29 protein-coding genes are annotated in these 25319 nt (G+C 74.3%); 16 read left to right on the top strand and 13 right to left on the bottom strand.

The genetic code is table 11. The features are described from left to right. Window positions 1-2: 2 nt before the first annotated feature. The 7 genes from MF672_RS43585 to MF672_RS43555 all read right to left on the bottom strand — a co-directional run bounded on the left by MF672_RS43585 (window position 3) and on the right by MF672_RS43555 (window position 4614). Window positions 3-605, bottom strand: a complete 603-nt coding sequence (locus tag MF672_RS43585; RefSeq protein ID WP_242383201.1) for an SIMPL domain-containing protein — start codon at window positions 603-605, stop codon at window positions 3-5. 67 nt (window positions 606-672) lie between these two features. Further along, window positions 673-957 carry a hypothetical protein gene (locus MF672_RS43580; protein WP_247815732.1) on the bottom strand — a complete coding sequence of 95 codons (285 nt, stop codon included), beginning with the start codon at window positions 955-957 and terminating at the stop codon, window positions 673-675. 312 nt (window positions 958-1269) lie between these two features. Continuing rightward, window positions 1270-2034 (bottom strand): DUF998 domain-containing protein, encoded by a 765-nt coding sequence (locus tag MF672_RS43575; protein ID WP_247815731.1) that lies wholly within the window; start codon window positions 2032-2034, stop codon window positions 1270-1272. A gap of 25 nt (window positions 2035-2059) precedes the next feature. Continuing rightward, entirely contained in the window at window positions 2060-2617 is a 558-nt protein-coding gene (gene pspAB / locus MF672_RS43570) for a PspA-associated protein PspAB (protein ID WP_242383738.1), read from the bottom strand. A gap of 5 nt (window positions 2618-2622) precedes the next feature. Beyond that, window positions 2623-3525 carry a zinc metalloprotease HtpX gene (gene htpX, locus MF672_RS43565; RefSeq protein ID WP_302893375.1) on the bottom strand — a complete coding sequence of 301 codons (903 nt, stop codon included), beginning with the start codon at window positions 3523-3525 and terminating at the stop codon, window positions 2623-2625. 4 nt (window positions 3526-3529) lie between these two features. Then, window positions 3530-3808, bottom strand: a complete 279-nt coding sequence (pspAA, locus tag MF672_RS43560; RefSeq protein WP_242383737.1) for a PspA-associated protein PspAA — start codon at window positions 3806-3808, stop codon at window positions 3530-3532. Further along, window positions 3805-4614 (bottom strand): PspA/IM30 family protein, encoded by an 810-nt coding sequence (locus MF672_RS43555; protein WP_242383736.1) that lies wholly within the window; start codon window positions 4612-4614, stop codon window positions 3805-3807. Before MF672_RS43555 ends, pspAA begins: the two co-directional genes overlap by 4 nt. Before the next feature lie 175 nt (window positions 4615-4789). Between MF672_RS43555 and MF672_RS43550 the strand changes: the two genes are divergently transcribed. Further along, window positions 4790-5374, top strand: a complete 585-nt coding sequence (locus MF672_RS43550) for a DUF3043 domain-containing protein (RefSeq protein ID WP_242383735.1) — start codon at window positions 4790-4792, stop codon at window positions 5372-5374. Window positions 5375-5377: 3 nt separating this feature from the next. Here MF672_RS43550 and MF672_RS43545 read toward each other — a convergent pair whose 3' ends face one another. Then, window positions 5378-6310: an SMI1/KNR4 family protein gene (locus MF672_RS43545; protein ID WP_242383734.1), complete on the bottom strand. Its 933-nt coding sequence runs from the start codon at window positions 6308-6310 to the stop codon at window positions 5378-5380. Between the two features lie 57 nt (window positions 6311-6367). On the opposite strand from MF672_RS43545, the gene MF672_RS43540 reads away from it, so the two are divergent. Continuing rightward, a complete protein-coding gene (locus MF672_RS43540) occupies window positions 6368-7369 on the top strand; it encodes an aldo/keto reductase family protein (RefSeq protein WP_242383733.1) in 1002 nt (333 codons plus the stop codon). A 97-nt stretch (window positions 7370-7466) separates the two neighbouring features. Here MF672_RS43540 and MF672_RS43535 read toward each other — a convergent pair whose 3' ends face one another. Next, a complete protein-coding gene (locus MF672_RS43535; RefSeq protein WP_242383732.1) occupies window positions 7467-7673 on the bottom strand; it encodes a hypothetical protein in 207 nt (68 codons plus the stop codon). Window positions 7674-7866: 193 nt separating this feature from the next. Here MF672_RS43535 and MF672_RS43530 point away from each other — a divergent pair, with 193 nt between their 5' ends. After that, window positions 7867-8529 (top strand): SCO2322-related protein, encoded by a 663-nt coding sequence (locus tag MF672_RS43530; RefSeq protein WP_247815730.1) that lies wholly within the window; start codon window positions 7867-7869, stop codon window positions 8527-8529. A gap of 189 nt (window positions 8530-8718) precedes the next feature. Further along, entirely contained in the window at window positions 8719-9765 is a 1047-nt protein-coding gene (locus MF672_RS43525; protein ID WP_242384062.1) for a bifunctional adenosylcobinamide kinase/adenosylcobinamide-phosphate guanylyltransferase, read from the top strand. A gap of 22 nt (window positions 9766-9787) precedes the next feature. On the opposite strand, the gene MF672_RS43520 is transcribed toward MF672_RS43525, so the two are convergent. Next, window positions 9788-10588 (bottom strand): ABC transporter ATP-binding protein, encoded by an 801-nt coding sequence (locus MF672_RS43520; RefSeq protein ID WP_242384063.1) that lies wholly within the window; start codon window positions 10586-10588, stop codon window positions 9788-9790. Window positions 10589-10621: 33 nt separating this feature from the next. On the opposite strand from MF672_RS43520, the gene MF672_RS43515 reads away from it, so the two are divergent. Next, window positions 10622-11593: an adenosylcobinamide-GDP ribazoletransferase gene (locus tag MF672_RS43515; protein ID WP_242384064.1), complete on the top strand. Its 972-nt coding sequence runs from the start codon at window positions 10622-10624 to the stop codon at window positions 11591-11593. An 87-nt stretch (window positions 11594-11680) separates the two neighbouring features. On the opposite strand, the gene MF672_RS43510 is transcribed toward MF672_RS43515, so the two are convergent. The 3 genes from MF672_RS43510 to MF672_RS43500 are packed head-to-tail and all read right to left on the bottom strand — an operon-like array spanning window position 11681 to window position 13922. Then, the gene (locus tag MF672_RS43510) at window positions 11681-12598 is read right to left on the bottom strand and encodes a CPBP family intramembrane glutamic endopeptidase (RefSeq protein ID WP_242383859.1); all 918 of its coding nucleotides are present in this window, start codon (window positions 12596-12598) and stop codon (window positions 11681-11683) included. Beyond that, window positions 12595-13566, bottom strand: a complete 972-nt coding sequence (locus MF672_RS43505; protein WP_242383858.1) for an SdpI family protein — start codon at window positions 13564-13566, stop codon at window positions 12595-12597. The genes MF672_RS43510 and MF672_RS43505 overlap by 4 nt, the downstream gene beginning before the upstream one ends. Next, a complete protein-coding gene (locus MF672_RS43500; RefSeq protein WP_242383857.1) occupies window positions 13563-13922 on the bottom strand; it encodes a GntR family transcriptional regulator in 360 nt (119 codons plus the stop codon). Before MF672_RS43500 ends, MF672_RS43505 begins: the two co-directional genes overlap by 4 nt. Before the next feature lie 108 nt (window positions 13923-14030). On the opposite strand from MF672_RS43500, the gene MF672_RS43495 reads away from it, so the two are divergent. The 11 genes from MF672_RS43495 (at window position 14031) to MF672_RS43445 (ending at window position 25305) form a co-directional block, all read left to right on the top strand. After that, window positions 14031-15506 (top strand): leucyl aminopeptidase, encoded by a 1476-nt coding sequence (locus tag MF672_RS43495; RefSeq protein ID WP_242383856.1) that lies wholly within the window; start codon window positions 14031-14033, stop codon window positions 15504-15506. Between the two features lie 51 nt (window positions 15507-15557). Beyond that, complete coding sequence (gene lpdA / locus MF672_RS43490) at window positions 15558-16922, top strand: dihydrolipoyl dehydrogenase (protein ID WP_242383855.1); 1365 nt, start codon at window positions 15558-15560, stop codon at window positions 16920-16922. A gap of 38 nt (window positions 16923-16960) precedes the next feature. Next, the gene (gene sucB / locus MF672_RS43485) at window positions 16961-18451 is read left to right on the top strand and encodes a 2-oxoglutarate dehydrogenase, E2 component, dihydrolipoamide succinyltransferase (protein ID WP_247815729.1); all 1491 of its coding nucleotides are present in this window, start codon (window positions 16961-16963) and stop codon (window positions 18449-18451) included. 84 nt (window positions 18452-18535) lie between these two features. After that, the gene (locus MF672_RS43480) at window positions 18536-19429 is read left to right on the top strand and encodes a TIGR01777 family oxidoreductase (RefSeq protein WP_242381306.1); all 894 of its coding nucleotides are present in this window, start codon (window positions 18536-18538) and stop codon (window positions 19427-19429) included. A 37-nt stretch (window positions 19430-19466) separates the two neighbouring features. Then, window positions 19467-20204 (top strand): Type 1 glutamine amidotransferase-like domain-containing protein, encoded by a 738-nt coding sequence (locus MF672_RS43475; RefSeq protein ID WP_242381307.1) that lies wholly within the window; start codon window positions 19467-19469, stop codon window positions 20202-20204. Window positions 20205-20242: 38 nt separating this feature from the next. Then, window positions 20243-20935: a lipoyl(octanoyl) transferase LipB gene (gene lipB / locus MF672_RS43470; protein WP_242381308.1), complete on the top strand. Its 693-nt coding sequence runs from the start codon at window positions 20243-20245 to the stop codon at window positions 20933-20935. Between the two features lie 73 nt (window positions 20936-21008). Next, the gene (locus MF672_RS43465; protein WP_242381309.1) at window positions 21009-21992 is read left to right on the top strand and encodes a M48 family metalloprotease; all 984 of its coding nucleotides are present in this window, start codon (window positions 21009-21011) and stop codon (window positions 21990-21992) included. A gap of 42 nt (window positions 21993-22034) precedes the next feature. After that, window positions 22035-22964 carry a lipoyl synthase gene (gene lipA / locus MF672_RS43460; protein ID WP_242381310.1) on the top strand — a complete coding sequence of 310 codons (930 nt, stop codon included), beginning with the start codon at window positions 22035-22037 and terminating at the stop codon, window positions 22962-22964. 111 nt (window positions 22965-23075) lie between these two features. Next, window positions 23076-24032 (top strand): AraC-like ligand-binding domain-containing protein, encoded by a 957-nt coding sequence (locus tag MF672_RS43455; protein WP_242381311.1) that lies wholly within the window; start codon window positions 23076-23078, stop codon window positions 24030-24032. Between the two features lie 95 nt (window positions 24033-24127). Then, window positions 24128-24514 carry a VOC family protein gene (locus MF672_RS43450; protein WP_242381312.1) on the top strand — a complete coding sequence of 129 codons (387 nt, stop codon included), beginning with the start codon at window positions 24128-24130 and terminating at the stop codon, window positions 24512-24514. Further along, the gene (locus MF672_RS43445) at window positions 24490-25305 is read left to right on the top strand and encodes an alpha/beta fold hydrolase (protein WP_242381313.1); all 816 of its coding nucleotides are present in this window, start codon (window positions 24490-24492) and stop codon (window positions 25303-25305) included. Before MF672_RS43450 ends, MF672_RS43445 begins: the two co-directional genes overlap by 25 nt. The last annotated feature ends 14 nt before the right edge of the window (window positions 25306-25319 follow it).

Below are 25319 nucleotides of genomic sequence, written 5' to 3'. Positions count from 1 at the left end.
GCTCAGGCGAAGTCGTAGCCGACCTGGACGGTCACCGCGAGGCTCTGGCGGCCGGGGCTGAGCGAGGCGGCCTTGGTCTCCGCCAGGTCGGCGGCGAGGCGCATCGGCTGCGGGGCGCCCCTGACGTCCTCGGAGACCGACACCACCCGGCCGAGCGGCCGGCCGGCCAGCTCGGCGTACTGGGCGGCCTTGGCGGCGGCGTCCCTGAAGGCCCTGGCCCTGGCCTCGCGCAGGGCGGCGGCCGGGTCGGACAGCTCGAACGCCAGCCCGTTCAGCCGGGCCTCCTCGCCGACCCCGGCGACGGTGTCGATGAGCCGGTCGGCCCGCGCCAGGTCGCGCGCCACGACCTCGACGCCCTGGGACGCGCGGTAGGCCGACACCTTCGGGTAGGCCTCGTACTCGGGGCCGAGCGACAGCTCGACCGTGCGCACGTCCTCGTCCGCGACGCCCTCCTCGCGCAGCGCGGCGGCCAGGCGCGCGGCGGCGGCCCTGGTCGCGGTGTAGGCCTCGGCGGCCGACGGCCTGCGCGCCTCCACGCCCGCGAACAGGCGCAGGACGTCCGGCGCGGCCAGGACCGCGCCCTCCCCGACGACGGTGATGTCCACGATGGCGTCCTCCCGGGACTCCGGCTGGGGTGCCCTTACGGCTGACTGCCCCATTGTGCCCCGCTCCTCACGCCGTGGACAGGACCGCCTCCACGATCACGCCGGGGTCGTGGAGGTGCACCAGGCGGCGGGCGCGCGGCGCGCGGACCAGCCGGCCGCCCAGCTCGGCGGCGACCCGCCCGGCGCAGGAGGCGTCGCCGGCCGCGGCCACGACCGTCACCGGCACCCCGGGCAGCGGCTTGTCCTGCCGGATGCGGCACAGGTCGGCGGCCATCGCGCGGCGGGCCAGCCACTCCCCCGCCACCGCCGCCGGCACCTTGCCCATGCGGTAGACCTCGTGCGGGTCGGGCACCCCGCACAGCCGCCGGTGCGCGGCCGGGCCCGCCGCCCGGGCCAGCGCGGCCGCCCCCCAGGTGCCGCCCAGCGCGGGCAGCCACCGGCCGAGGACCCGCGCGCCCGCCTGCGGCTCCGCGCCCGTCCGGGCAGGCCGGCTCGACCAGGACGAGCCCCGCCACGCACAGCGGGTGCAGCCGGGCGAACGCCTCGGCGTGCCAGCACGCCGCGCCCTGGGCGACGACGGTGACCCGCTCGGGATGCGGCGGCGAGAGCGCGGCCAGGCGGGCGACCTCGGCGTACAGGCTGGGCGGGGCGGGCGAGCGGGGGCTCAGGCCGAGCCCGGGACGGTCGAAGCGGATGACCCGGCGGGCGGCGGCCAGCTCGCGGGCCACCGCGTCCCAGTGGAACCAGGCGCCGGCCGGCCCCGCCGTGACCAGCACCGCGGGGCCCTCGCCCTCCTGCACGACGTGCGGGGCGCCGTGCGGGGCCGGCGGCAGGTCCGCGACCAGCAGGCGCAGGGCCACGTACACCAGCCAGACCGCGACCAGCGTGAGCTGCGCCCGGTCGGCCAGGCCCGCGCCGCGCCGGCGGCGAGCGCCACCCCGACCAGCGCGGTGGCGGCGGCGCTCAGCCCGGTCAGCAGCCACGCCGTGCGGGCCCGCCACTGCGCCGCCAGCAGCGCCATGGCCGACAGCACGGCGACCGTGGCGAGCGCCCCGGCCGCCAGGTGGGCGAGGCGGCCGGGCGGCAGGCCGGGGCCGCCGCAGCCGGGCTCGCTCAGGAACGCGCAGTCCAGCGGCAGGGCCGCCCCCGCGGCCAGCAGCAGCCCGTAACCGGCCAGCGCGCCCCAGCCCGGCCCCTCCCCCGGCACCCGCGGCACCAGGGCCACGCCGAGCAGGCAGGCCAGCCCCGCCAGGGCGTCGCTGACCCGGAACAGGTACGTCCACGGCTGGTCGCGGGCCGCCAGCTCGCTGACGTAGCCGTTGGCGCGGTCGACCGCGGGCGTGGTGAACTGGCCGGTGATCCAGGCACTGCCCAGCACGGCCGCCACGATGAACGCGGCGGCCGCGAGCACGCACAATCGTCGCTCCACGTGGTCATTAGATCACTAAGGGCGATCAAAGCCCAGGAGCGCCCCATACCGGGAACCAGCGGCCGAGATCGGACTCCAGCGGCAGCTCACCGTCCAGCACCCCTCTGACCTGCAGTTCGAGGGCGTTGTCGCGCTTCTGCCCGGGCAGCGGCGCGAACGGGTAGAACGTGCCCCGCTTGTAGAGGTACACCACGGCGAGCCGGCGTCCCTCCGGGTCGGCGAAGGACACCAGCGAGCACAGCAGCGAGGCGCCGAACCCGGCGCCCTCCAGCGAGGAGTTGACCGCGTGCAGCTCGGTGACGAGGTCGGCGACCGCCTCGGGCGGCCGGTTGACCAGCAGCCAGGTGTAGCCGTACGCGTCGTCGCTCCGCACCACCCGCTCGCCGAGCAGCGCCCTGACGTCGCGCTCCAGCGTGGCGAAGGCCCCGCCCTCGGCGGCGCGGAAGGCCACCGAGCCGAGGCCGGTCGGCGCGAGGCCGGTCGCCGCCTGCAACGTCACCGCGGCGGACGGCAGCGCGAACAACGCGTCGAGGTCCGGCTCGACCGGCTTGGAGCGGCCGAGCAGCGCGTCGAGCCAGCCCATCGGCCTCACCCCTTCCCGAGCTCGCGCGAGAGGCCGGCGAGCTGGTCGAGCCGGCGCTCCAGCGACGGATGGGTGGAGAACAGGGTCGCGATCGACTGGCCCCCGGACAGCGCCGGGACGAAGTAGAAGGCGTTGAACGGCGCCGCCTCGCGCAGGTCGCGCGTCGGGATCCTGGACATGTCGCCGCTGATCTTGGTCAGCGCGCTGGCCAGCGCCGACGGGCGCTGGGTGAGCAGCGCGCCGGCCCGGTCGGCGGCCAGCTCGCGGTAGCGCGACAGGGCGCGGGTGAGCAGGAAGCTGACGGCGTACACGAGGGCCGAGACGAGCAGGATGATCGCCCCGACCGGCACCCCGCCCTGGCCGCCGCCGTTGCGGCGGCCGCCGAGCCCGCTGTAGAGCGCGAAGCGGGTCATCAGCCCCGCCACGATGCCGAGGAACGAGGCGATCGTCATGACCGCCACGTCGCGGTGCGCGACGTGCGACAGCTCGTGCGCGATCACCCCTTCGAGCTCCTGCGGCTCCAGCCGCCGCAGCAGGCCGGTGGTCACGCAGACGACCGCGTGCTTCTGGTCGCGGCCGGTGGCGAAGGCGTTGGGGACGTCGGACTCCGCCACCGCCACGCGCGGCTTCGGCATGTCGGCCAGCGCGCACAGCCGGTCGATCAGGCCGTGCAGCTCGGGGGCCTCCTGCGGCGACACCTCCCGGCCGTGCATCGCGAACAGCGCGATGCGGTCGGACAGGAAGTACTGCACCAGCAGCAGGCCGCCGGCGAACACCAGCACGGTCAGCGCCCGGACCCCCAGGGCGATCAGGACGCCGACGAACACCACGTAGAGCAACCCGAGCAGGAACATCGTCACGACCATGCGGCTGGTCAGGCCGCGGTCGGCCGCGAACCGGGTGCGCACGGCGCTAGCCCGGGATGAGGCCCTGGTCGCCCAGCATCTCCCGGACCTCCTCGATCGAGGCGTCCGCGGGGGGAAGGATCAGCTCTGACGGCTCAAGGGCGTCGTCGGGAAGCGCCTTGCCCACGTGCCGGACCTTGTCCAGCAGCGCGTGCAGCTTGACGCGGAAGACCTTCTCGTCATCCGTCTCGATGGCGGCCTCCAGCTCGTTGTCGAGCTCGTTGAGCACCGCGATGTCGTCCGGCGAGATCTCGACCTGGCCCTCGCCCATGATTCTGACGATCATGCGCCCTCCCCTCCGGGCTGGCGGTACTGCTGGGTCGGGCCCTGGCCCTGCTGCTGCGGGGCCGCCTGCTGCTGAGGCTGGGCCTGCTGCTGCGGCTGCCCCTGCTCGATCGCGGACTGCGGCGCCGGACCCTGCCCGAGCTCCGCCTTCATCCGCGCCAGCTCCAGCTCGACGTCCATGCCACCGCCCATGCGGTCGAGCTCGGCCTGGATGTCGTCGCCGCGGCTGCCGCTGAAGTCGTCGAGGGCGCCACTGGCCAGCAGCTCGTCGATCGCGCCCGCGCGGGCCTGGAGCTGCGCCGTCTTGTCCTCGGCGCGCTGGATCGCGAGGCCGACGTCGCCCATCTCCTCGGAGATGCCGGAGAAGGCCTCGTTGATGCGCGTCTGGGCCTCGGCGGCGGTGTAGGTGGCCTTGATGGTCTCCTTCTTGGTGCGGAAGGCGTCCACCTTGGCCTGCAGCCGCTGCGAGGCCGTGGTCAGCTTCTCCTCCTCGGCCTGGAGGTTGTCGTGCTGGACCTTGAGGTCGGCCATCTGGCTCTGGACGCTGGAGCGCCGCTGCAGCGCCTCGCGCGCGAGGTCCTCGCGCCCGACCGACAGCGCCTTGCGCCCCTGCTCCTCCAGCTTCCTGGCGCTCTGCTCAAGCCCGTTCAGCTGCAACTCGACCCGCTTGCGCGACGTGGCCACGTCGGCCACTCCCCGGCGCACCTTCTGCAGCAGCTCAAGCTGCCGCTGGTAGGAGTAGTCAAGGGTTTCGCGCGGGTCCTCCATCTTGTCCAACGCCTTGTTGGCCTTGGACTTGAAGATCATCGAAAGTCTCTTCATCACGCTCATGCGCGTCGGCCGTCCCCTTCTAGGTCGTGCTGGTGTTCACCCAATGCAGCGCAGCCGCCTTGGGATTACCCTACGCATAACGCACGGGGGCGTCACTAAGTTGCACTCCAGGTAGGGTTGACGCGTGTTGCGACGCCGTTCCCAGACTTCAGTGGACGACACCCCCGTCCCCGTTGACGATCCTAAGCCCCAAGGTAAAGGACGTCCCACACCCAAGCGCCGCGATCAGGAGAGCCGCCGGCGCCAGCCCGTTCACGCGCCGAAGGATCGCAAAGAGGCCTACCGGCAGATGCGGGCCAAGCAGGCCGCCGAGCGCGACCGCGCCCGCAAGGGCATGCTCGCAGGTGACGAGCGGTACTACCCCGCGCGCGACAAGGGCGCGGCGCGCAAGTTCGCGCGCGACTGGGTCGACTCGCGGCGGCTGCCGAGCCAGTATTTCCTGCCGTTCTCGCTAGTGATCCTGCTGGCCACCTGGGTGCCCTGGCCGATCGAGATCCGCGCGATGGTGCTCAACATCGTGATCGCGGTCGGCTGGCCGATCATGATGGTCGGCGTGGTCGTCACCGGCGCCTACGTGGCCTGGAAGGTGAAGCGGGAGGTCGCCGCCAAGCTGCCGGACGAGCCCGTCAAGGGCGTCGGCTTCTACGCGGCCATGCGGGCGCTGCAGATCCGCAAGCTGCGCTTCCCGCCGCCCACGGTCCGCCCGGGCGGCAAGCCCGTCCCGCCGAAGCGATAGCCGCTACGGCGCGTCCTGCCAGCGCAGCACGCCGCGCTCCACGACCGGCCGGCGGCCGTCGATCGGCGTGCCTCGCTCCAGGGCGCCGGCGACGGCCCGCAGCAGCGCGTAGTAGGACGACCTGCGCTCGATGCCGAGGGCTCCCTCGTCCCAGGCGATCCCGCGCCAGGCGGTGTCGACCACCGCGTAGGAGTCCCAGGCGGCGAAGTCCTGCCGCGTGTCGAGCAGGAACGGGATGTCGGCGGCGTCCCAGTCGCCGTCCCGCCCGCACAGCTGCCACCGCCAGACGTCCCTGATCTCCCTGATGCCCAGGTTGTAGGAGCTCTCCGCCCAGTACGCGAGCCCGAACGCGTGCCTGCCGCGCGAGCCGTTGTGGCGCAGCAGGGAGGCGCGGAGGTCGTCGGGGAAGTCCACGCCCATCTGGGCCTCGGCGACGGCGATCGTACCCGCCCGGCCGGGGCCGTTCAGCGTCCGGTAGGTGCGGGGGGCGTTGGCCCTGAGCCAGCGCTCGATGCGCCGCCACTGCCGGTCGACGGCCCGCCGGACCTTCGGGTCGATCGGCCGCACGACGACGGGGCGGGAGGCGGGAGAGCAGTGGGGGTCGGGGACCGAGGGCGGTGTCCGGCCGATCGCCTGCGGGGTCGCCCCCGGTGACGGCGCCGCGGGCCGGGAGGTCCGCGGGGGCTGCGGGGACGGGGTGGCGGTCGCCGCGTCGAGCGTCCTGCCGGGCAGCAGCGCCACGGCCAGGACGACCGCCACGATCGCCGCGATCCCGGCCCACATCGAAGCCACCGACACCCGCCGCGCCCGCCGCGCGCTCCTCGGCGCTCCAGCGGGGGCCGGGCGGTGGTCGGGACGGCGGGCGCGGCGGCGCAGCCGGACGGCGATCGCGGTCAGGACGGCCGCCGTCAGCGCCAGCCGTACGAGCTTCAGCACGTCGCGCACCCTATCCCGAAACAGATCACCCCATGTGTCGCTACTAAGGTCAGATCCATGGAATTCCGACACCTCGGTCGCAGCGGTCTCAAGGTCAGCGAGATCAGCTACGGCAACTGGCTCACCCACGGCTCCCAGGTCGAGGAGGACGCCGCCAAGCAGTGCGTGCAGGCGGCCCTCGACGAGGGCATCACCACGTTCGACACCGCGGACGTCTACGCCGGCACCAAGGCGGAGGAGGTGCTCGGCCGGGCGCTGAAGGGCGTCCGCAGGGAGTCGCTGGAGATCTTCACCAAGGTCTACTGGCCGACCGGCCCCGGGCAGAACGACCGCGGCCTGTCCCGCAAGCACATCACCGAGTCGATCCACGCCTCGCTGCGCCGCCTGCAGACGGACTACGTCGACCTTTACCAGGCGCACCGCTTCGACTACGAGACGCCGCTCGAGGAGACGCTGAAGACGTTCGACGACCTCGTCCGCCAGGGCAAGGTCCTCTACGTCGGCGTCAGCGAGTGGAGCGCCGACCAGATCGCCCAGGCGCTGAAGATCGCCGACGAGATGGGTCTCGACCGGATCGTCTCCAACCAGCCCCAGTACTCGATGTTGTGGCGGGTCATCGAGAGCGAGGTCGTGCCGCTCAGCGAGAAGGAGGGCGTGGGCCAGATCGTCTGGTCGCCCATCGCCCAGGGCGTGCTCACCGGCAAGTACCTGCCCGGGCAGCAGCCGCCGGAGGGCTCGCGGGCCACCGACGCCGCCGGCGGCAGCACGATGATCTCCCGCTTCATGAACGACGACGTGCTGACCCGCGTCCAGGACCTGAAGCCGATCGCCGCCGACCTCGGCCTCAGCATGGCGCAGCTCGCCGTGGCCTGGGTGCTGCAGAACCCGAACGTCTCCAGCGCCATCGTCGGCGCGAGCCGTCCCGAGCAGGTGCGCGACAACGTCAAGGCGGCAGGCGTCAAGCTGGAGGAGGACGTGCTGCGGCGCATCGACGACGTGCTCGGCCCGATCGTCGAGCGCGACCCGGCCAAGACCGTGAGCCCGCGCACCCGCCCGTGACCCCGGGCATTACGCCGGCCGCTCGCTGAGCACGCGGCGGAACAACAAAAACCCCTTGAGCCACAAACGGCTCAAGGGGTTTTTCCTTATTTCCGGCTCACTCCTGACGCAATGACAATCGCGCGTATTCGACGCGGTCCTCGTCGAGCAACGCCACCTGCTCGACACCCGATTCGAGCAGGTCACGCCAGTTCTCGCCGAGCCAGGACTCGGCGTCCGCCTGGCTCGGGAAAACCTCTCGCGGCAAAGGGCGGTCCGTCACCTCACCACCATTTGCGTTTTCATAACGCCACCGCCATGTCATGCCATACGCTCCTTTTCCGCGGGTTCGCCGGCGCACCTTCCGACGGCACTGGAACCCTACTCCCGAGCTCGGAGGTCAATCGATGCTGCGCGCGTGCCGTGTTGCGGCCGGGGCCGCCCTGGGGGCGGCCGCCTTGCTCTCCCTCACTCTTCCCGCCGCCGCCGCTCCTTCCTCCTCGCGTTTCATCAACCCTTTGCCCGGCGCGGCCGATCCCGATGCCACCCGGTTGTGGAGCGTGTGGCAGAGCGACGGCACGGCCTGGCTCGCCACCTCGGCGGAGGCGCGGCCGGCGGACGGCGCGGTCGTCGGCTGGCGCCTCTCGGCGGTCCCCGGCGGTTCCTTCGGCTCCTCCGGCGAGCCGCCCGGCGGGGACCTGCCGACGTTCGGGACGGTGTGCGGCAAGGACGTGGCGGCCTCGGGGCACAAGCGGGTGGCCTTGGCGGTGGACTTCGGCGACGGAGCCGGCGATGGGGCCGACGAGGGGCCGGGTGACGGGGCCGGTGACGGGGCCGGTGACGCCTACCCCGGTGACCGGCCGCCCTCGCGGGTGCTCGCGTGCGTGTCGGGGGCCGAGGACGCCACGGCCGCGCAACTGCTGGCGGGGGCCGCCCAGGTGCGCGTGGACGGGCGGGGCGGGGTCGTGTCGGTCAACGGCCACCCGTCGCGGGCGGCCGGGGCCGCCGCGCTGCCGCCCGCCCCGGCGGTGGACGGCGGGAGCTCAGGGGGAACGCCGGTGGGGGTGATCGCCGGGGGTGCGGGCGCGGTCGTCCTGCTGGCCGGCGCCGCGGTCCTGGCCGCCCGCCGTCGCGCCCGCCCCCGGACCCCTGACGGCGGCCGCTCCGCCGCACGTCCCTGATCCCCCGCGCCGCTTCTCCGCCCTTCTGACCGCCGGGCCGCGTGACCGCGCGGCCGGGCGGCCGGGCGGCCGGGCGGGCGGGTGGGCGGCCGGGCGGGCGGGCGGCCGGGCGGCCGGGCGGGCGGGTGGGCGGGTGCGCGGCGCTCCCGGCGGGGCCTCGGCGGAGGCGGCCCTTGTACGCTCGGGCCGGTGAAAGTGCTTCTCTCCGGCACGGCGGGCGGGAGCGGGTGGCCTGAGCCGGGGTGCCGCTGCGCGTCCTGCTCCGGGCTGACCGCCGGCCGGCGTCCGTTCGAGCTGCTGGTGGACGGGCTGGTCGCCTTCCCGTTCGGCGAGGCGCCGCCCGGTTATCGGGCGTGGGGCGGCGGGCTCGGGCTGACCGGCCCGGACGGCGGGACGCTGCTGTGCGTGCCGCCGGGACACGAGCCGCCCGCGCGCCTGCCCGTCCGGCCCGACCTGGTGCTCATCGACCTGCTCGACCGGCCCGAGCGTCTGGGCCGGCTGCGGCGGGCGTGCCCGTCGGCCCAGGTGGTGGCCGTGGGGCTCGACCACCGGGTGCGGTCGGAGGAGGAGCTGGCCAGGCGGCTGCGGCTGTGGGGCGCGGTTGCCGTGCCGGACGGCACGGAGCTGGACACCGCCGTGCCGGACGGCACGCAACTGGACACCGCCGTGCCGGACGGCACGCAGCCGGGCGTCTCCGCCCCGGGTGCCGAGAGGGTGCGGGTGCGGCGGGCGTTGCTGCTGGGCGGGTCGCGGTCGGGCAAGTCGGGCGAGGCCGAGCTGCGGCTGGCGGCCGAGCCGCACGTCACCTACGTCGCCACCGGCCCCGCCGGCACGGGCGACGGCGAGTGGGCGGACCGGGTGCGGGCGCACCGCGAACGCCGTCCTGAGCACTGGGCGACGGTCGAGACCACCGACCTGGTGACGGCCGTCGGCGGCGCCACCACGCCGCTGCTCATCGACGGGCTCGGCACGTGGCTGGCGGCGGTGTTCGACGAGCACGGGGCGTGGGACGGCGACCGCGCGCCCGTCCAGCGGCGCTGCGACGAGCTGGTCGCGGCCTGGCGGCAGGCTCCCGGGCCGGTCGTGGCGGTCTCCGACGAGGTCGGGATGGGCGTGGTGCCGGCCACGGCCAGCGGGCGCGCCTTCAGGGACGCGCTCGGCCGCCTCAACGAGCGCCTCGCCGCCGAGTCCGAGTACGTGGCCCTGGTCGTCGCGGGCCGCCTGCTGGAGCTCTGACGACCCCGAACGTCCGGCAGGGTCAGGGGCGGAGGGCGCGGGCGTACCAGCGGCCGTCGAGCCGGTCCACGTGCAGCGGGCGGCCGAAGCAGTCGGAGAGGTTGGCCGGGGTGAGCACGTCGGCCACCGGCCCGGCGGCCAGCACCCGGGCGTCGCGCATGAGCATGGCGTGCGTGGTCGTCGCCGGCACCTCCTCCAGGTGGTGGGTGACGGTGATGGTGGTGAGGACGGGCCGGGTCGCGGCCAGGTCCTCGACGGCGGTGATGAGGTCCTCGCGGGCCGGCAGGTCGAGCCCCGCGAACGGCTCGTCCAGCAGCAGCACCGCCGGGTCGGCCATGAGCGCCCTGGCCACCCGGATGCGGGCCCGCTCGCCCTGGGAGCACACCCGGAACGGCCGGTCGGCGAGGTCCTTGCAGCCGAGGTCGGCGAGCAGGCGGTGGGCCCGGTCGCGCTCGGAGTCGCCGTACCTGTCCCACAAGGGGGCGCTGGTCCCGGTGTGCCCGGTCAGCACCACGGTGTGCGCGGTCGCGCCCTCCTCCTCCATCAGCTCCTCGTCGATGAGCCGCTGGCTGGCCGCGACCAGGCCGAGGTGGCGGCGCAGCTCGCGCAGGTCGACCCGGCCGAGCCGGTGGCCGAGCACCTTCACCACCCCCTCGCTGGGGTGGCGCACCGCGCCGGCCAGCGACAGCAGCGTCGTCTTGCCCGCGCCGTTGGGGCCGAGGACCACCCAGTGATCGCCGTAGTCCACCTGCCAGTGCACGGCGTCCAGCAGCGTCTTGCCGGTGACGCGGACCGCTACGCCTTCGAGTTCAACCACGTGCATCCCGCCACACTAGTGGCCCTAGGATCAACCGTTATGCGGCGCCTCACGGACGGGCTGCGGTTCGCGGCCGGCACGCTCACCGTCTTCCGCGTCCGGGTGGATCGCGTGGACCGGCAGGTCGCGGGGCAGGCGATGACGCTGGCGCCGGTCATCGGGCTCGTGCTGGCGGCGGTCGCCGGGCTGCCGCTGCTGCTGCCCGTGCCGCCGCTGCTCGACGCGGCCCTGGCGCTCGGGCTGCTGGCGCTGCTCACCCGGGGCCTGCATCTCGACGGGCTGGCCGACCTGGCGGACGGCCTCGGCAGCGGCAGACCCGCCGGCCAGGCGCTCGACATCATGAGAAAGTCGGACATCGGGCCGTTCGGCGTGGTGACGCTGACGTTCACGCTGCTCGTGCAGGTGGCCGCGCTGACCTACACCGGGCTCGCGGCGCTGGTCACCGCCTGCGTGGCGGGACGGCTGGCGCTGACCTGGGCCTGCCGCGCCGGCGTGCCCGCCGCCCGGCCCGACGGGCTGGGGGCGACGGTCGCCGGCTCGGTGCGTCCCGCCGCCCCCTGGCTCGTCACCCTGGCCGCGCTGCTCGCCTTCGCGGGGCTCGGGCTGAGCGTCGACATCGGCTGGTGGCGGGACGCGCCGCGCGCGTGGGCGGCGGAGACGGCGGCCTGGCTCACCGGCTCGGACACCCGCGACACCGAGGAGACGATCAACGAGGCGTTCCTCGCGACCCCCGATGGCGCCCTCGGGTGGGACCCGCGCTTCATGGGCGCGGGCGACACCTCGGACGACACCGGGGATGAACTTCGGGACGGCCCGGTGACGGTGGGGTGCGGGCTGCGGTTGCCGGCCTTCCTCACCCTGCCCGCCGCCCTGCTCACCGGCCTGCTGGCCGCCCTGGCGCTGCTGCGGCGGGCCCGCCGCCGCCTCGGCGGGATCACCGGCGACGTGCTGGGCGCGCTGGTGGAGACCGCCACGGCGGCGGCGCTGGTGGCCTGCGCCGTCCTGGGCTGAGCGGCGAGGGCGCGGGCGACGGGCCGAAAGCGGGGCGGGTCAGGCGGCCGAGGCGGGGGCGGGCCAGGCAGCCCAGGCGGGGGCGGGTCAGGCGGCCGAGGCGGGGGCGGGCTCGGCCGGGGTGGGCGGCGCGGGCGGGCGTACCGGGGCGAGGCGGAGCAGCACCGCGCAGACCACCGCGAGCACCGCCCATCCCACCAGCCCGGTGATCCCGGCCAGCACCTCGTTCGGCGGCGCGGCGGCGTCCCCCAGCATGAGGACCGCGGGGGCCACCGCGTTGAGCGAGCCGTGCGCCACCACGGCGGGCCACACGCTGCCGGTGCGCAGCCGCAGCCACCCGAGCAGCACCCCGGCCAGCGTGCAGAAGCCGATGAAGAACAGCGCCGCCCACGACCCGAGCCGCGGGTAGTTGTAGCCGAGCAGGGTGAGCGGCGCGTGCCACAGCCCCCACACCGCCCCTGACAGCAGCAGCCCGGCCAGGACGCCGTTGGAGGAGACGAGCCGGGGCAGCAGCCAGCCGCGCCAGCCCCATTCCTCGCCGAGTGCCGGGACGGCGTTCAGCACGGGCCCGGCGAGCACGCCCAGCAGGATCGGCAGCGTGACCGCCGTCCCGAGGTCGTCGGGCGCGGGCACGCCGCGGGCCTCGTACGCCGCCCGCAGCAGGCTGAGCCCGTCGAGGTCGAGCCTGAGCAGCCCGGCGGCGGCGCTGAGCCCGATGGAGGCGAGCACCAGCAGGGGCACCCCGATCCAGGCGCCGAGCACGTACCGGCCGGTGCGGCCCTTCCGCTCGCCGAGCGTCAGCCCGGTCCGCCGGGCCCACTGCCGCACCGGCGTGCGGCCGGCCGCCCACGCCCCGAGCACGCCCACGCTGGGCGTGAACATCATCAGCGTGGCCAGCCCGACCAGCAGCGGCGAGCCGAGCCCGCCGCCGAGCCAGAGGGGCAGCGCCACCAGCCAGGACAGCCCGAAGGCCAGGACGACGAAGACGACGAGAGGCTTCTTCATGATTGCACCCGCTCCGCGATGAGGGCGTTGACGAGGGAGGCGCCGCGGGCGGCGTCGTCGACGCTGATGGCCAGCCGGCCCCCCGACCGGTAGGCGATCACCAGGCACTGGCCGCCGCGCAACATGATGGTGGCACCGCCGGGCAGCCCGCGGACGCCCCACCCGCCGACCTGGCTGGGGTAGCGGTCCTCGGCCCAGGCCGACTCGATCTTCGCCAGCGGGATGCGGCGGACCGGCACGCGCAGCGGCCCGAGACGGATCACCACGTGGTCGCCGCCCGCCCGCACCGAGGCGGAGGAGGTCAGCAGCCCGACCGCCAGCATGATGACCAGCGCGGGCAGGACGGCGGCGGCCACCTGGCCCCCGGCCACGCCCACCAGGGAGAGCGCGCCGAGCACGACGAGCCCGCCGGCCGCGACCAGGGTGATGAGCGCCAGCCAGGGGTTGGTGACGTGGCCGACCCAGACCGCCCGCTCCCCCGGCCGCAGGCGCAGCAGCGGCGGCTCGCGGTGCCCGGCGGGGAGGACGTCCGGCTCGCCGCGTCCCAGGTAGGCGGCGAGCGCGCCGGCCGCGCAGGCGGCGGCGACGACGACCAGCGGGTGCGGCGCCGTCAGCCGCGCCTGCGTCCAGTGGGCGGCGCCGAGGTTGGCGAGCACGGTGCTCACGTTGAGGCCGGCGGCGAACACGCCGAGCCCGAACAGCCCGCCCCACCAGGCGATGCGGCCCTGCCTGTGCTCCAGAGCGCGGCCCGTGCCGGCGACGGCGAGCGCCGTGACCCAGGGCAGCACCCAGAACAGGGTCTCGATCAGCACGTAGCGGGTGAAGGGCATCGAGCCGTCGGGCCGGTTGCCCACGCCCCAGTGCGTGGCCATGGGCTCCGGCAGCCGGCCGCGCACCGCCAGTGGCAGCCCGATCTGGACGGCGGTGACGAGCAGGCCCCAGGCGGCGGCCGTCACTCGGGGGTTCATGGGAGCTCCTCCAGGATGGTGATGAGGTCGTCACGGCCGTAGCCGTACCTTCGGGCTTCCTCCAGCAGCTCGCGCGCTCGCTGGACGAGCAGGGCGCGGCCGGCGACGGCGCCGGTGGCGGGGCCCGCCACGCTGACGCCCCTGCCGCGCCGGAACTCCAGCAGGCCCTCGTCGCGCAGGTCCCGCAGGGCGCGGAGGACGGTGTTGGGGTTGATGCCGAGCGCCTGCGCGAGGTCGCGGGCGGGCGGCAGGCGGTCGCCGGGCGCGTAGGAGCCCTCTCCGATGGCGCGCCGGATGGCGCCGGCGACCTGCTCGTGCAGGGGCCGGGCGTCGTTCAGGTCGAGCGTCAGCAGCATGATGCTAATGACACTAGCACCATGTCGCCGACAACGACAGAGCCCGCTGATTTGTAGGATGAACCCCTGTTTGTGAGTAGTCAGAAGACGTGGATAGCATCGGTTTACGTGACCACTGTGCGGCTGAACTCAGCAGATCCCGTCTCGCTAGACACCGACGCGTTGATCGTCGGCTTCACGCACGGCCAGGACGGACCCGTCCCCGCCGCGGGCGCAGAATCCCTCGACGCGGCCTTCGGCGGCAAGCTCGCCGCCTCGCTCCGCGCGGTCGCCTTCACCGGCAAGAGCGGCGAGCTCGCCAAGCTGCCCACGTTCGGCGCCATCGCCGCCCCGCTGCTGGTCGCGGTCGGTCTGGGCGCCCCCGCGGGCGCCGGCGCCGAGACGCTGCGCCGGGCCGCCGGCGCCGCCGTCCGCTCGCTGGCCGGCACCGCCCGCGCCGCGCTCGCCCTGCCCGCCGGCACCCCCGAGGAGGCCGAGGCGGTCGCGCTCGGCGGCCTGCTGGGCGCCTACTCCTTCGGCCGCTACCGCACCACCGGCGAGCAGCAGGCCCCCGTCGCCGAGCTGACCGTGGTCTCCGGGCAGCCCGATTCCGCCGCCGAGCGCGCGGGCGTGCTGGCCGAGTCGGTCGCGCTCGTCCGCGACCTGGTCAACACGCCGCCCTCCGACCTGTGGCCGGCCAGGTTCGCCGAGATCGCCGAGCAGAAGGGCGCCGAGGCCGGGCTGAGCGTCGAGGTGCTCGACGACAAGCAGCTCCGCGACGGTGGCTACGGCGGCCTCATCGGCGTCGGCCAGGGCTCGGCCAACCCGCCGCGCCTGGTCCGCCTCGCCTACAGCCACCCCGAGGCGACCAAGACGCTCGCCTACGTCGGCAAGGGCATCACCTTCGACTCCGGCGGCCTGTCGCTGAAGCCGTCCGCGTCCATGGACTGGATGAAGTCCGACATGGGCGGCGCGGGCGCCGTCCTCGGCGCGCTGCTCGGCATCGCCCGCCTCGGGCTGCCGGTCAACGCCGTCGGCTACCTCTGCCTGGCCGAGAACCTGCCGAGCGGCACCGCGCAGCGCCCCTCCGACGTCATCCACAGCTACAGCGGCAAGACCGTCGAGGTGCTCGACACCGACGCCGAGGGCCGCCTGGTGCTGATGGACGGCATCGCCCGCGCCGCCGAGGACCACCCCGACCTGATCGTCGACGTGGCCACCCTCACCGGCGCGCAGATCGTCGCCCTGGGCTGGCGCACGGCCGGCGTCATGGCCAACGACGACGCCGTCAGGGAGCTCGTCGTCGAGGCCGCCAACGCCGCCGGCGAGAACGCCTGGGGCATGCCGCTGCCGGAGGAGCTGCGCAAGGGCCTCGACTCCCCCATCGCCGACATCGCCAACCTGCACCCCGAGCGGTTCGGCGGCATGCTGGCCGCGGGCATCTTCCTCAAGGAGTTCGTCCCGGACGGCGTGCGCTGGGCGCACATCGACATGGCGGGGCCCGCGTTCAACAAGGGCGAGCCGTACGGATACGTCCCCAAGGGCGGCACGGGCGCGGTCACCCGCACCCTGATCGGACTCGCCGAGCGGCACGCGAGCATCTGAAACAGATGAAAAGATGAGCCATCACGAACACCCCGACCAAGGAGCCTTCCTGTGGCCTACGACATCGTCGTCCTAGGTGGCGGCAGCGGCGGTTACGCGTGCGCGCTTCGGGCGGCTGAGCTGGGCAAGTCGGTCGTCCTCATCGAGAAGGACAAGATCGGCGGCACCTGCCTCCACAGGGGATGCATCCCCACGAAGGCCCTGCTGCACTCGGCCGAGATCGCCGACGAGACCCGCGAGAGCGCGTCCTACGGCGTCAAGGCCCGCTTCGAGGGCATCGACGTGCAGGGCGTGCACGCCTTCAAGGACAAGATCGTCACGCGGGCCTGGAAGGGCGTGCAGGGCCTGCTCAAGGGCGCGGGCGTGACGGTGGTCGAGGGCGAGGGCCGCCTGGTCGGCGCGAACCGGGTGCAGGTCGGCGACGAGGTCTACGAGGGCCGCCACGTCGTCCTCGCCACCGGCTCGGCCCCGCGGTCGCTGCCCGGCCTGGAGATCGACGGCGAGCGCGTCATCACCAGCGAGCACACGCTGCGGATGGACCGCGTGCCGAGCTCGGTGATCGTGCTGGGCGGCGGTGTGATCGGCGTCGAGCTGGCCAGCGTCTACCGCTCCTTCGGCGCCGAGGTGACGATCGTCGAGGCGCTGCCGCACCTGCTGCCCACCGAGGAGGAGTCCAGCTCCAAGCTGCTGGAGCGGGCCTTCCGCCGCCGCGGCATCAAGTACGAGCTGGGCGTCTTCTTCGACAGCGCCAAGACCACCGAGACGGGCGTGGTGGTCACCCTGGCCAACGGCAAGACCCTCGACGCCGAGCTGCTGCTCGTCGCGGTCGGCCGCGGCCCGGTCTCGGCCGGCCTGGGCTTCGAGGAGCAGGGCGTCGCCGTCGAGCGCGGCGCGGTCGTGGTGGACGAGCACTGCCGCACCTCGGTCGCGGGCGTCTACGCCATCGGCGACCTCATCCCGACGCCGCAGCTCGCGCACGCCGGGTTCGCCGAGGGCATCATGGTGGCCGAGCACATCGCCGGCCTCAACCCGCCGCCCATCGACTACGCTGGCGTGCCCCGCATCACCTACTCCGACCCCGAGGTCGCCTCGGTCGGCCTCACCTCGGCCCAGGCCGCCGAGCGCGGCATCGAGATCGTCGAGCAGGTCTACGACCTGGCGGGAAACCCCAAGAGCCAGATCCTCGGCACCTCCGGCGCGGTGAAGGTCATCGCCCAGAAGGACGGCCCGGTCGTCGGTGTCCACATGGTGGGCCGGCGCATCGGCGAGCTCGTCACGGAGGGCCAGCTGATCTACAACTGGGAGGCGCTGCCCGCAGAGGTCGCCCAGCTGATCCACGCACACCCGACCCAGTCCGAGGCGATGGGTGAGGCGATGCTGGCCCTCGCCGGCAAGCCGTTGCACGTACACAACTAGTCCAGCCCTCGAGATCAGAACGCGAGAGAAGAATAACGATGCCGGTCTCCGTACAGATGCCCCAGCTCGGCGAGAGCGTGACCGAGGGCACCGTAACCCGTTGGCTGAAGAAGGAGGGCGAGCGCGTCGAGGCCGACGAGCCGCTCCTGGAGGTCTCGACCGACAAGGTCGACACCGAGATCCCGTCGCCGTCCGCGGGCGTCCTCACGAAGATCGTCGTTGCCGAGGACGAGACCGTCGAGGTCGGCGCCGAGCTGGCCATCATCGACGAGAACGCCCAGGAGGGCGCGGCCGCCCCGGCCGCCGAGTCCCCGGCCCCCGCGGCGCAGCCCGAGCCGGAGCCGGAGCCCGAGCCCGCCCAGGCCGCCCCCGCCTCCTCCATCCCGCAGCCGGCTCCCGAGCAGCCCGCCCAGCCCGCCCAGCAGCCCGCCCAGCAGACGCCGCCCCCGGCGCCCGCCCCGGCCCCGCAGCCCGCCCAGCAGGCCGCCCCCGCCCCGCAGGCGGCTCCGGCCCCGCAGGCCGCGCCCGCCCCGGCGCAGCCGTCGGGCGAGAGCCCCTACGTCACGCCGCTGGTGCGCAAGCTCGCCAACGAGCACGGCGTCGACCTCGACGCGATCAACGGCACCGGCGTCGGCGGCCGCATCCGCAAGCAGGACGTGCTGGAGGCCGCCAAGGCGCAGCGCGAGAAGGCCGCCGCGGCCCAGGCCGCCCCGGCTCCGGCCGCCGCCCAGGCCGCCCAGGCCCCGGCCCCGGCGGCGCAGGCCCCGGTCGCCGCGGCGCCCGAGCCGGTCGAGGTCGACACGACGCTGCGCGGCCGTACGGAGAAGATGACGCGGCTGCGTCAGACCATCGCCAAGCGCATGGTCGAGTCGCTGCAGACCGCCGCGCAGCTCACCTCGGTCGTCGAGGTGGACGTCACCAAGATCGCGCAGCTCCGGGCGCGGGCGAAGGACGACTTCCTGCGCCGCGAGGGCGTCAAGCTGACCTTCACCCCGTTCTTCGCGATGGCCACGGTCGAGGCGCTCAAGCAGCACCCCAAGCTCAACGCCACGATCAACAACGAGACCAACGAGGTCACCTACTTCGACGTCGAGAACCTCGGCATCGCGGTCGACACCGAGCGCGGCCTGCTCGCGGCGGTCGTCAAGAACGCCGGCGACCTCAACCTCGCCGGGCTCGCCCGCAAGGTCACCGACCTCGCCGAGCGCACCCGCAACAACCAGGTGACGCCCGACGAGATCACCGGCGGCACGTTCACGCTGACCAACACCGGCAGCCGCGGCGCGCTGTTCGACACCCCGATCCTCAACCAGCCGCAGGTCGGCATGCTCGGCACGGGCGCGGTCGTCAAGCGTCCCGTCGTGCTCGACACGCCGGAGGGCGAGGTCATCGCGGTGCGCTCGATGGTCTACCTGGCGCTGACCTACGACCACCGCCTGGTCGACGGGGCCGACGCCGCCCGCTTCCTGACGACGATCAAGCGCCGCCTGGAGGAGGGCCGCTTCGAGGCCCAGCTCGGCCTCGCGTAAGGCCGTTCCCGCACGTGCGCCGGGCCGGGCGTCCCTTCCTGGGGCGTCCGGCCTCTCGCGTCCCGGCGGGCGTACTGTGTGGTCATGGGGATCATCGTGACGGGGGCGTCGGGGCTGCTGGGGACGGCGCTGGTCGAGGCGCTGCGCGACGAGGGGCGCGAGGTGGTGCGCCTGGTGCGGCGGCCGGCCCGCGGCCCCGGTGAGGTGACCTGGCGGCCGGGCGACAAGCTCGCCGACCCGTCCGCGCTGGAGGGCGCCGAGGCCGCGGTGCACCTGGCGGGCGCGCCGATCGGCGACCGGCGGTGGAGCGAGGCGTACAAGCGCGAGCTGGTCGCCAGCCGGGTCGCGGGCACCCGCACGCTGGTCGACGCGCTGCGCGAGCTGTCCAGCCCGCCCGAGGTGCTGCTGTCGGCCTCCGGGGTCGACTTCTACGGCGACACCGGCGATCGGGAGATCGACGAGAGCCAGGGCAAGGGCGACGGTTTCCTCGCCGACCTGTGCGAGCGCTGGGAGGGCGAGGCCGCGCGGGCCGGGGAGGCCGGCATCAGGACCGTCACGCTGCGCACCGGCCTGGTGCTGAGCGGGCGGGGCGGGATGCTGGGCCGCGTCCTGCCGCTGTTCAGGATGGGGCTCGGCGCGCCGCTCGGCTCGGGCCGGCAGTACTGGTCGTGGATCACCGAGGCCGACTGGGTGGGGGCGGTGCTGCACCTGCTGCGCGAGCGGGAGGTGCGCGGGCCGGTCAACCTCACCTCGCCCGGCCCGGTCACGAACGCCGCCTTCACCCGCACGCTGGCGCGGGCGGTGCGGCGCGGCGCGATGCCGATCCCGGTGCCGGCGTTCGCGCTGTCGCTCGGCCTCGGGGAGTTCGCGCGGGCGGGGCTGCTGCCGAGCCACCGCGTGCTGCCGGGCAAGCTGGCCGCGAGCGGCTACCGCTTCGCCCATACCCGACTCGACGAGGCGCTGCGCGCCGTACTCTAGTGGCCGTTCGTTTCTCTGCCGGTGGGGAGTTCTTGAGATGACACGGTCAGGCCAGTCGCACATCCTCGCGATCGGGGGCGGCTCGTTCCGCCCGAGCCCGCGCTACTCGTTCCTGGAGGCGAGCGGGCTGCTGCGCTACGGCCTCGACCTGACCGGGCAGGACCGTCCGCGGCTGGGCCTGATGGCGACCGCGCTGGGCGACGACTCCGACTGGATCCTGAAGATGTACGGCGCGTTCGCCGGGTGGGACGTGGAGCTGAGCCATCTGACGGTGTTCCCCATGCCCAACGTGCCCGATCCGAGAGCGTGGATCCTGGAACAGGACATGATCTACGTCTCCGGCGGCAGCGTGGCGAACCTGATGGCGTTGTGGCGGCTGCACGGCCTGGACGAGGCGCTGGGCGAGGCGTGGCGGGCCGGCGTGGTGCTGTCGGGGCAGAGCGCGGGCGCGCTGTGCTGGCACGTGGGCGGCAACACCGACTCCTTCGGCCCCGAGCTGCGGGTGTGGGCCGACGGGCTGGGCCTGCTGCCGTACTCGTGCGGCGTGCACTACGACTCCGACCCGCAGCGCCGGCCGCTGCTGCAGCAGTCGGTGGCGAGCGGCGAGCTGCCCGGCGGTTACGCCGCCGACGAGGGCGTCGGCCTGCACTACGTGGGCACCGAGTTCATCCAGGCGGTCAGCGTCGAGCCCGGCGGCTACGCCTACCGGCTGGAACACGACGGGGCCGACGGGGTGAAGGAGTTGCGGATCGAGCCCCGCATGCTGACCCCCTGAATTACCCTTCAAGGGTGAGGGAACGGCACAATAGGCTCATGCGCCCCATCCCCGGGGACGATCCCCACGCACTGGCCATCGTCCGACTCGGTGTCGACGTCCCCTACGAGCAGGCCTGGTCGCTGCAGCGCTGGGTGCACGGCAAACGGGCGGCGGGCGAGCTGCCCGACACCGTCCTGTTCCTCGAGCACGCGCCCGTCTACACGGCGGGCCGGCGCACCGCGCCCGCCGAGCGTCCCTCCGACGGCACCCCGGTCGTGGACGTCGACCGGGGCGGCCGGCTGACCTGGCACGGCCCCGGGCAGCTCGTGGCCTACCCGATCGTCGGCGTCACCGACGTGGTGGCCTACGCCTGCCGCCTGGAGGAGACGATGATCCAGGTGTGCGCCGACTTCGGCGTCTCGGCCCGCCGGGTGAGCGGCCGGGCGGGGGTGTGGGCGATCGGCGATCCCGCGCTGGGGCTGCCCGACCGCCAGCTCGGCGCGGTCGGCATCCGGGTCTCGCGCGGCGTCACCATGCACGGTTTCGCGCTCAACTGCGCCAACGACCCCCGCTGGTTCAACCGGATCGCGCCGTGCGGGCTGCCCGACGTGGGCGTCTCGTCGTTGTCGGCGGAGACCGGCCGCCGGATCGTGGTCGAGGAGGTCCTGCCCATCGCGGAGAAGCGGCTGGCCGAGGCGCTCGGCAGGGAGGGCTTCGACCTGCACGAGGAGGACCTGCTGCGCCGGTGACGGTTGGGCCGGTGACCGAATCGCCACCGATATTCGACAGAATCCGGACAAGCGCCGTTTTACCATCGCCGGTGTGAAGCGCCTCCTCGCTCTCGTCCTCGCGTCGCTGGTGCACCTGATGACGCTGGGCTTCGCCGCGGTCGGCCTGTGGGCGATCGCCGCGCACGCGGGATCGTTGATCGCGTGGCTGCTGGGCGGGCTCAGCCTGGCCGTCGCCTGGGTGTTGCGCCCGCACCTGCCCGCCCTGCCCGCCGACGCCGAGGTGCTGGAGCGCGCCGCCGCGCCCGAGTTGCACGCGCTGGCCGACCGGGTGGCCGACCGGGTCGGGGTGCGCCGCCCGCGCGTGGTCGCGCTCCGCGACCTGGCCGCCGACGCCTGGTACGGCCCCGTCGGCGCGGCCCGCCGGCCGGTGCTCGTCGTGGGGCTGCCCCTGTGGCTGGCGCTGCCCGCCCGGCAGCGGGTGACGCTGCTGGTGACGGCGTACGCGCGGGCGCCCGGCGGGGAGGAGCTGGTGGTCGGCGGGGCGATGGAGACGCTGGAGGCCTGGCGCGAGGCGCTGATGGAGGCCGCGCCGCTGCGCGTCAGGGAGGAGGCCCAGACCAGGATCACCGCGTCCTCGCTGGGGTACGCCGACCAGCCGGGCACCGCGTACGAGGTGGCGGGCTTCTTCGGCCGCCTGGTCGGCCGGGTGCTGGGCGGCCCGGTGCTGCTGGCCCGCTACGCGCTGGCCCGGCTGGCCCCGGCGAGCCAGGAGGCGGTGCTGCGCAGGCAGCGGGAGCGGGCGCTGCGCGCGGTCCCCGCGCAGGAGCTGGCCGAGCTGGAGGCGCTGGCGGCCGGGCGCGGCTACCTCGCGCCGATGCAGGCGGCGGCGCTGCGCGGCGAGAGCGTGGCCGCGATCAGGGAGGGCGCGCTGACCCGGTTCCTGCTCACCGACGACGGCGTGCTCACCTCCGCCCCGGACGCCGAGCTGCTCTCCGGCGCCGACTCCGACCGCGTCGACGAGGAGCTGCGCGCCCACTACGCGCGGGCCGTGCGCGGCTTCGGCCTCATCAGCTGACCCCCGGCCGGGTGACGTCGCGGGCGGACGTAAGCTGAGAAGGTGACCGTTGCTCCTGAAGGCCGAAAGCTCCTCCGCCTGGAGGTGCGCAACGCCGAGACCCCTATCGAGCGCAAGCCCCCGTGGATCAAGACCAAGCTGAGGACGGGCCCCGAATACACCGAGCTGAAATCGCTCGTGCGCCGCGAGGGCCTGCACACGGTCTGTGAAGAGGCGGGCTGTCCCAATATCTACGAGTGCTGGGAAGACCGCGAGGCGACGTTCCTCATCGGCGGCGACCAGTGCACGCGCCGCTGCGACTTCTGCCAGATCGACACGGGCAAGCCGAAGGAGTACGACCGCGACGAGCCGCGCCGGGTCGCCGAGTCCGTCCAGCAGATGGGCCTCCGCTACGCGACCGTGACCGGCGTCGCCCGCGACGACCTGCCCGACGGCGGCTCCTGGCTCTACGCCGAGACCGCCCGCCAGATCCACGCGCTGCTGCCCGGCTGCGGCGTCGAGCTGCTGGTGCCCGACTTCAACGGCGACCGCGGCCAGCTCGAGGAGGTCTTCTCCAGCAGGCCCGAGGTGTTCGCCCACAACGTCGAGACCGTGCCGCGCATCTTCAAGCGCATCCGCCCGGCCTTCCGCTACGAGCGTTCCCTCAAGGTGATCACCATGGCCCGCGAGGCCGGCCTGGTCACCAAGTCCAACCTCATCCTCGGCATGGGCGAGACCCGCGAGGAGGTCGTCGAGGCCATGCGCGACCTGCACGCGGCCGGCACCGACCTGCTGACGATCACGCAGTACCTCCGCCCGACGCCGCGCCACCACCCGGTCGAGCGCTGGGTCAAGCCGGAGGAGTTCGTCGAGCTGCAGGCCGAGGCCGAGGCGATCGGCTTCGCCGGCGTGCTGTCGGGGCCGCTGGTGCGCTCGTCCTACCGGGCGGGCCGGCTCTACCAGCAGGCCATCGCGGCGCGGCAGACCGCCTGAGAGCGCTGACGGGAGGGTCCGGGGCGCGGCCCCGGGCCCTTTCGCGTGCCGTCGCCGGTGTCCGCGGGGCTCGTTACGATGGCGGGACTGCCGACGACGGGGGCCGATGTCATGAGTGTCCTGATCCGCACCAGCGACTTACCCGCCCGGCGCCGCCACGAGATGTGGCGCAGCGTCGTCTGTGACACGCTCGGGCCGCTCGACCTGCGCATCGACCCCGACGCCCCGCTGCGCGGCGAGATCGAGCTGGGCCGGCTCGGCCCGGTCGGGGTGGGCAGCGTGCGCACGTCCACGCCGCACAGCGTGCACCGCACGCCCGGCCTCATCAGCCGCGACAACCCGGAGCTCTACCGGGTGGTGCTGACCCTGTCCGGCAGCCCCCGCCTGGCCCAGGACGGCCGGGCCACGCAGCTCAGCCGGGGCGAGTTCGCGATCTACGACTTCACCCGGCCGTACGAGCTGGCCTACGACAGCGCGGTGCGGCTGGCCGTCTTCAGCTTCCCGCGCGACCTGCTGACGCTGCCCGTGGACGCCGTGGCCCGGCTGGCCGCGGTGCCGATCGGCGGCGAGTCGGGCACGGCCGCCCTGGCGGTGCCGCTGCTGCGGCGGGTGGCCGCCGACCACGAGACGTACGCCCCGGCCAGCGCCGCCCGCCTGTCGGGCGTCGTGATGGACCTGGTCGGCACGGCCGTCGCGGAGCGGCTGGAGCTGACGCGGGCGCTGCCGGAGGACTCCAGGGAGCGCACGCTGCTGCTGCGCGTGCACGCCTTCATCGAGCAGCACCTCGGCGACCCCGAGCTCGACCCGGCGGCCGTCGCCGCCGCCCACCACGTGTCGGTGCGCTACCTGCACCGATTGTTCGAGCCGGAGCAGACCACCGTGGCCGCCTGGATCCGGCAGCGGCGGCTGGAGCGCTGCCGCGCGGAGCTGGCCAGGGGCGGCGGCGAGCCGGTCAGCGCCATCGCCTCCCGCTACGGGCTGCCCGACTCCGCGCACTTCAGCAGGCTGTTCCGGCGCGCGTACGGGATGCCGCCGGCGGAGTACCGGCGCGCGGGCGCCGTGCGCTGAACGTCAACCGGCCTGGCACGCGCGTGCAAGACCGGCGCCTCCCTGATCGGCAGAATCGAAGGTGTTCAGCCGATTGGCAGAGGAAGGATCCGGAAATGCAGCTCTTCGTGAATGTGCCGGTCAAGGACCTGGACCGGTCGAAGGAGTTCTTCACCGCGCTCGGTTTCACCATCTTCGGCATGGCCGAGGGCATGGCGTCGGTCGTGATCAACCAGGAGACGCAGGTGATGCTGCTGACCGAGCCGGTGTTCGCCTCCTACATCGACAAGCCCGTCGCCGACGCGACCGCGGGCACCGAGGCGATCCTCGTCCTCGGCATGGAGAACCCCGAGCAGGTGGACGCGCTGGTGGACAAGGCGCTGGCGGCCGGCGCCACCCCGGCAGGCGTCAAGCAGGAGGACGGCGTGCGCTACCAGCGCGGCTTCGCCGACCTCGACGGCCACCACTGGGAGGCGCTGTGCCTGGTGCAGCCGTCGTCCTGAGCGGCACGGCCGTCTCGGCGGACGGCACGCCCATCGCCTACGACCGCTACGGCTCCGGCCCGGCCGTGGTGCTGGTGGCCGGGGCCATGATGGAGCGCGGCCACCCGACGCTGGCGGGCCTCGCCCAGGCCCTGGCCCCCTGGTTCACGGTCTACAGCTACGACCGGCGGGGCCGGGGCGGCAGCGGCGACACCGCCCCCTACGCCGTCGAGCGGGAGATCGAGGACCTGGCCGCGGTCGTCGCGGCGGCCGGCGGGAGCGCGAAGGTGTTCGGCGGGTCGTCGGGGGCGGCCTTGGCGCTGGAGGCCGCCGGGCGGCTGCCCGGGGTGCGCGAGCTGGCGCTGTGGGAGCCGCCGTACCACGTGGACGACTCCGCGCCGCCGCTGCCGGACGACTTCGCCGCGCAGCTCGGCGCGCTGGTGGCGGCCGGCCGGCGCGGCGAGGCCGTGGAGCGGTTCATGGTCGAGGCGGCCGAGATGCCCGCCGCGACGGTGGCCGCGATGCGCGCGGAGCCGTTCTGGGCGGAGGCGGAGGCCGTGGCGCACACGCTCGCCTACGAGGCGGCCGTGCTGGGGCCGGGCAACGCGCTGCCGGCCGCCCGGCTGGCCGCGATCGACCGGCCGACGCTGGTGCTCACCGGCGAGGACAGCCCCGCCTGGATGCGCAACGCGGGCGCGGCCGTCGCCGCGGCGGTGCCCGGCGCGGCGCACCGGGTGCTGGAGGACCAGACGCACGGCGTGGCGGTGGAGGCGCTGGCGCCCGAGCTGCTGGAGTTCTTCGCCCAGAGGTAACGCTAAGGTTACAA

Source organism: Actinomadura luzonensis, from assembly GCF_022664455.2.
Taxonomy (GTDB): domain Bacteria; phylum Actinomycetota; class Actinomycetes; order Streptosporangiales; family Streptosporangiaceae; genus Nonomuraea; species Nonomuraea luzonensis.
Note: the sequence above shows the minus strand (reverse complement) of the source record. Positions and strands in the feature narration are given on the sequence as shown.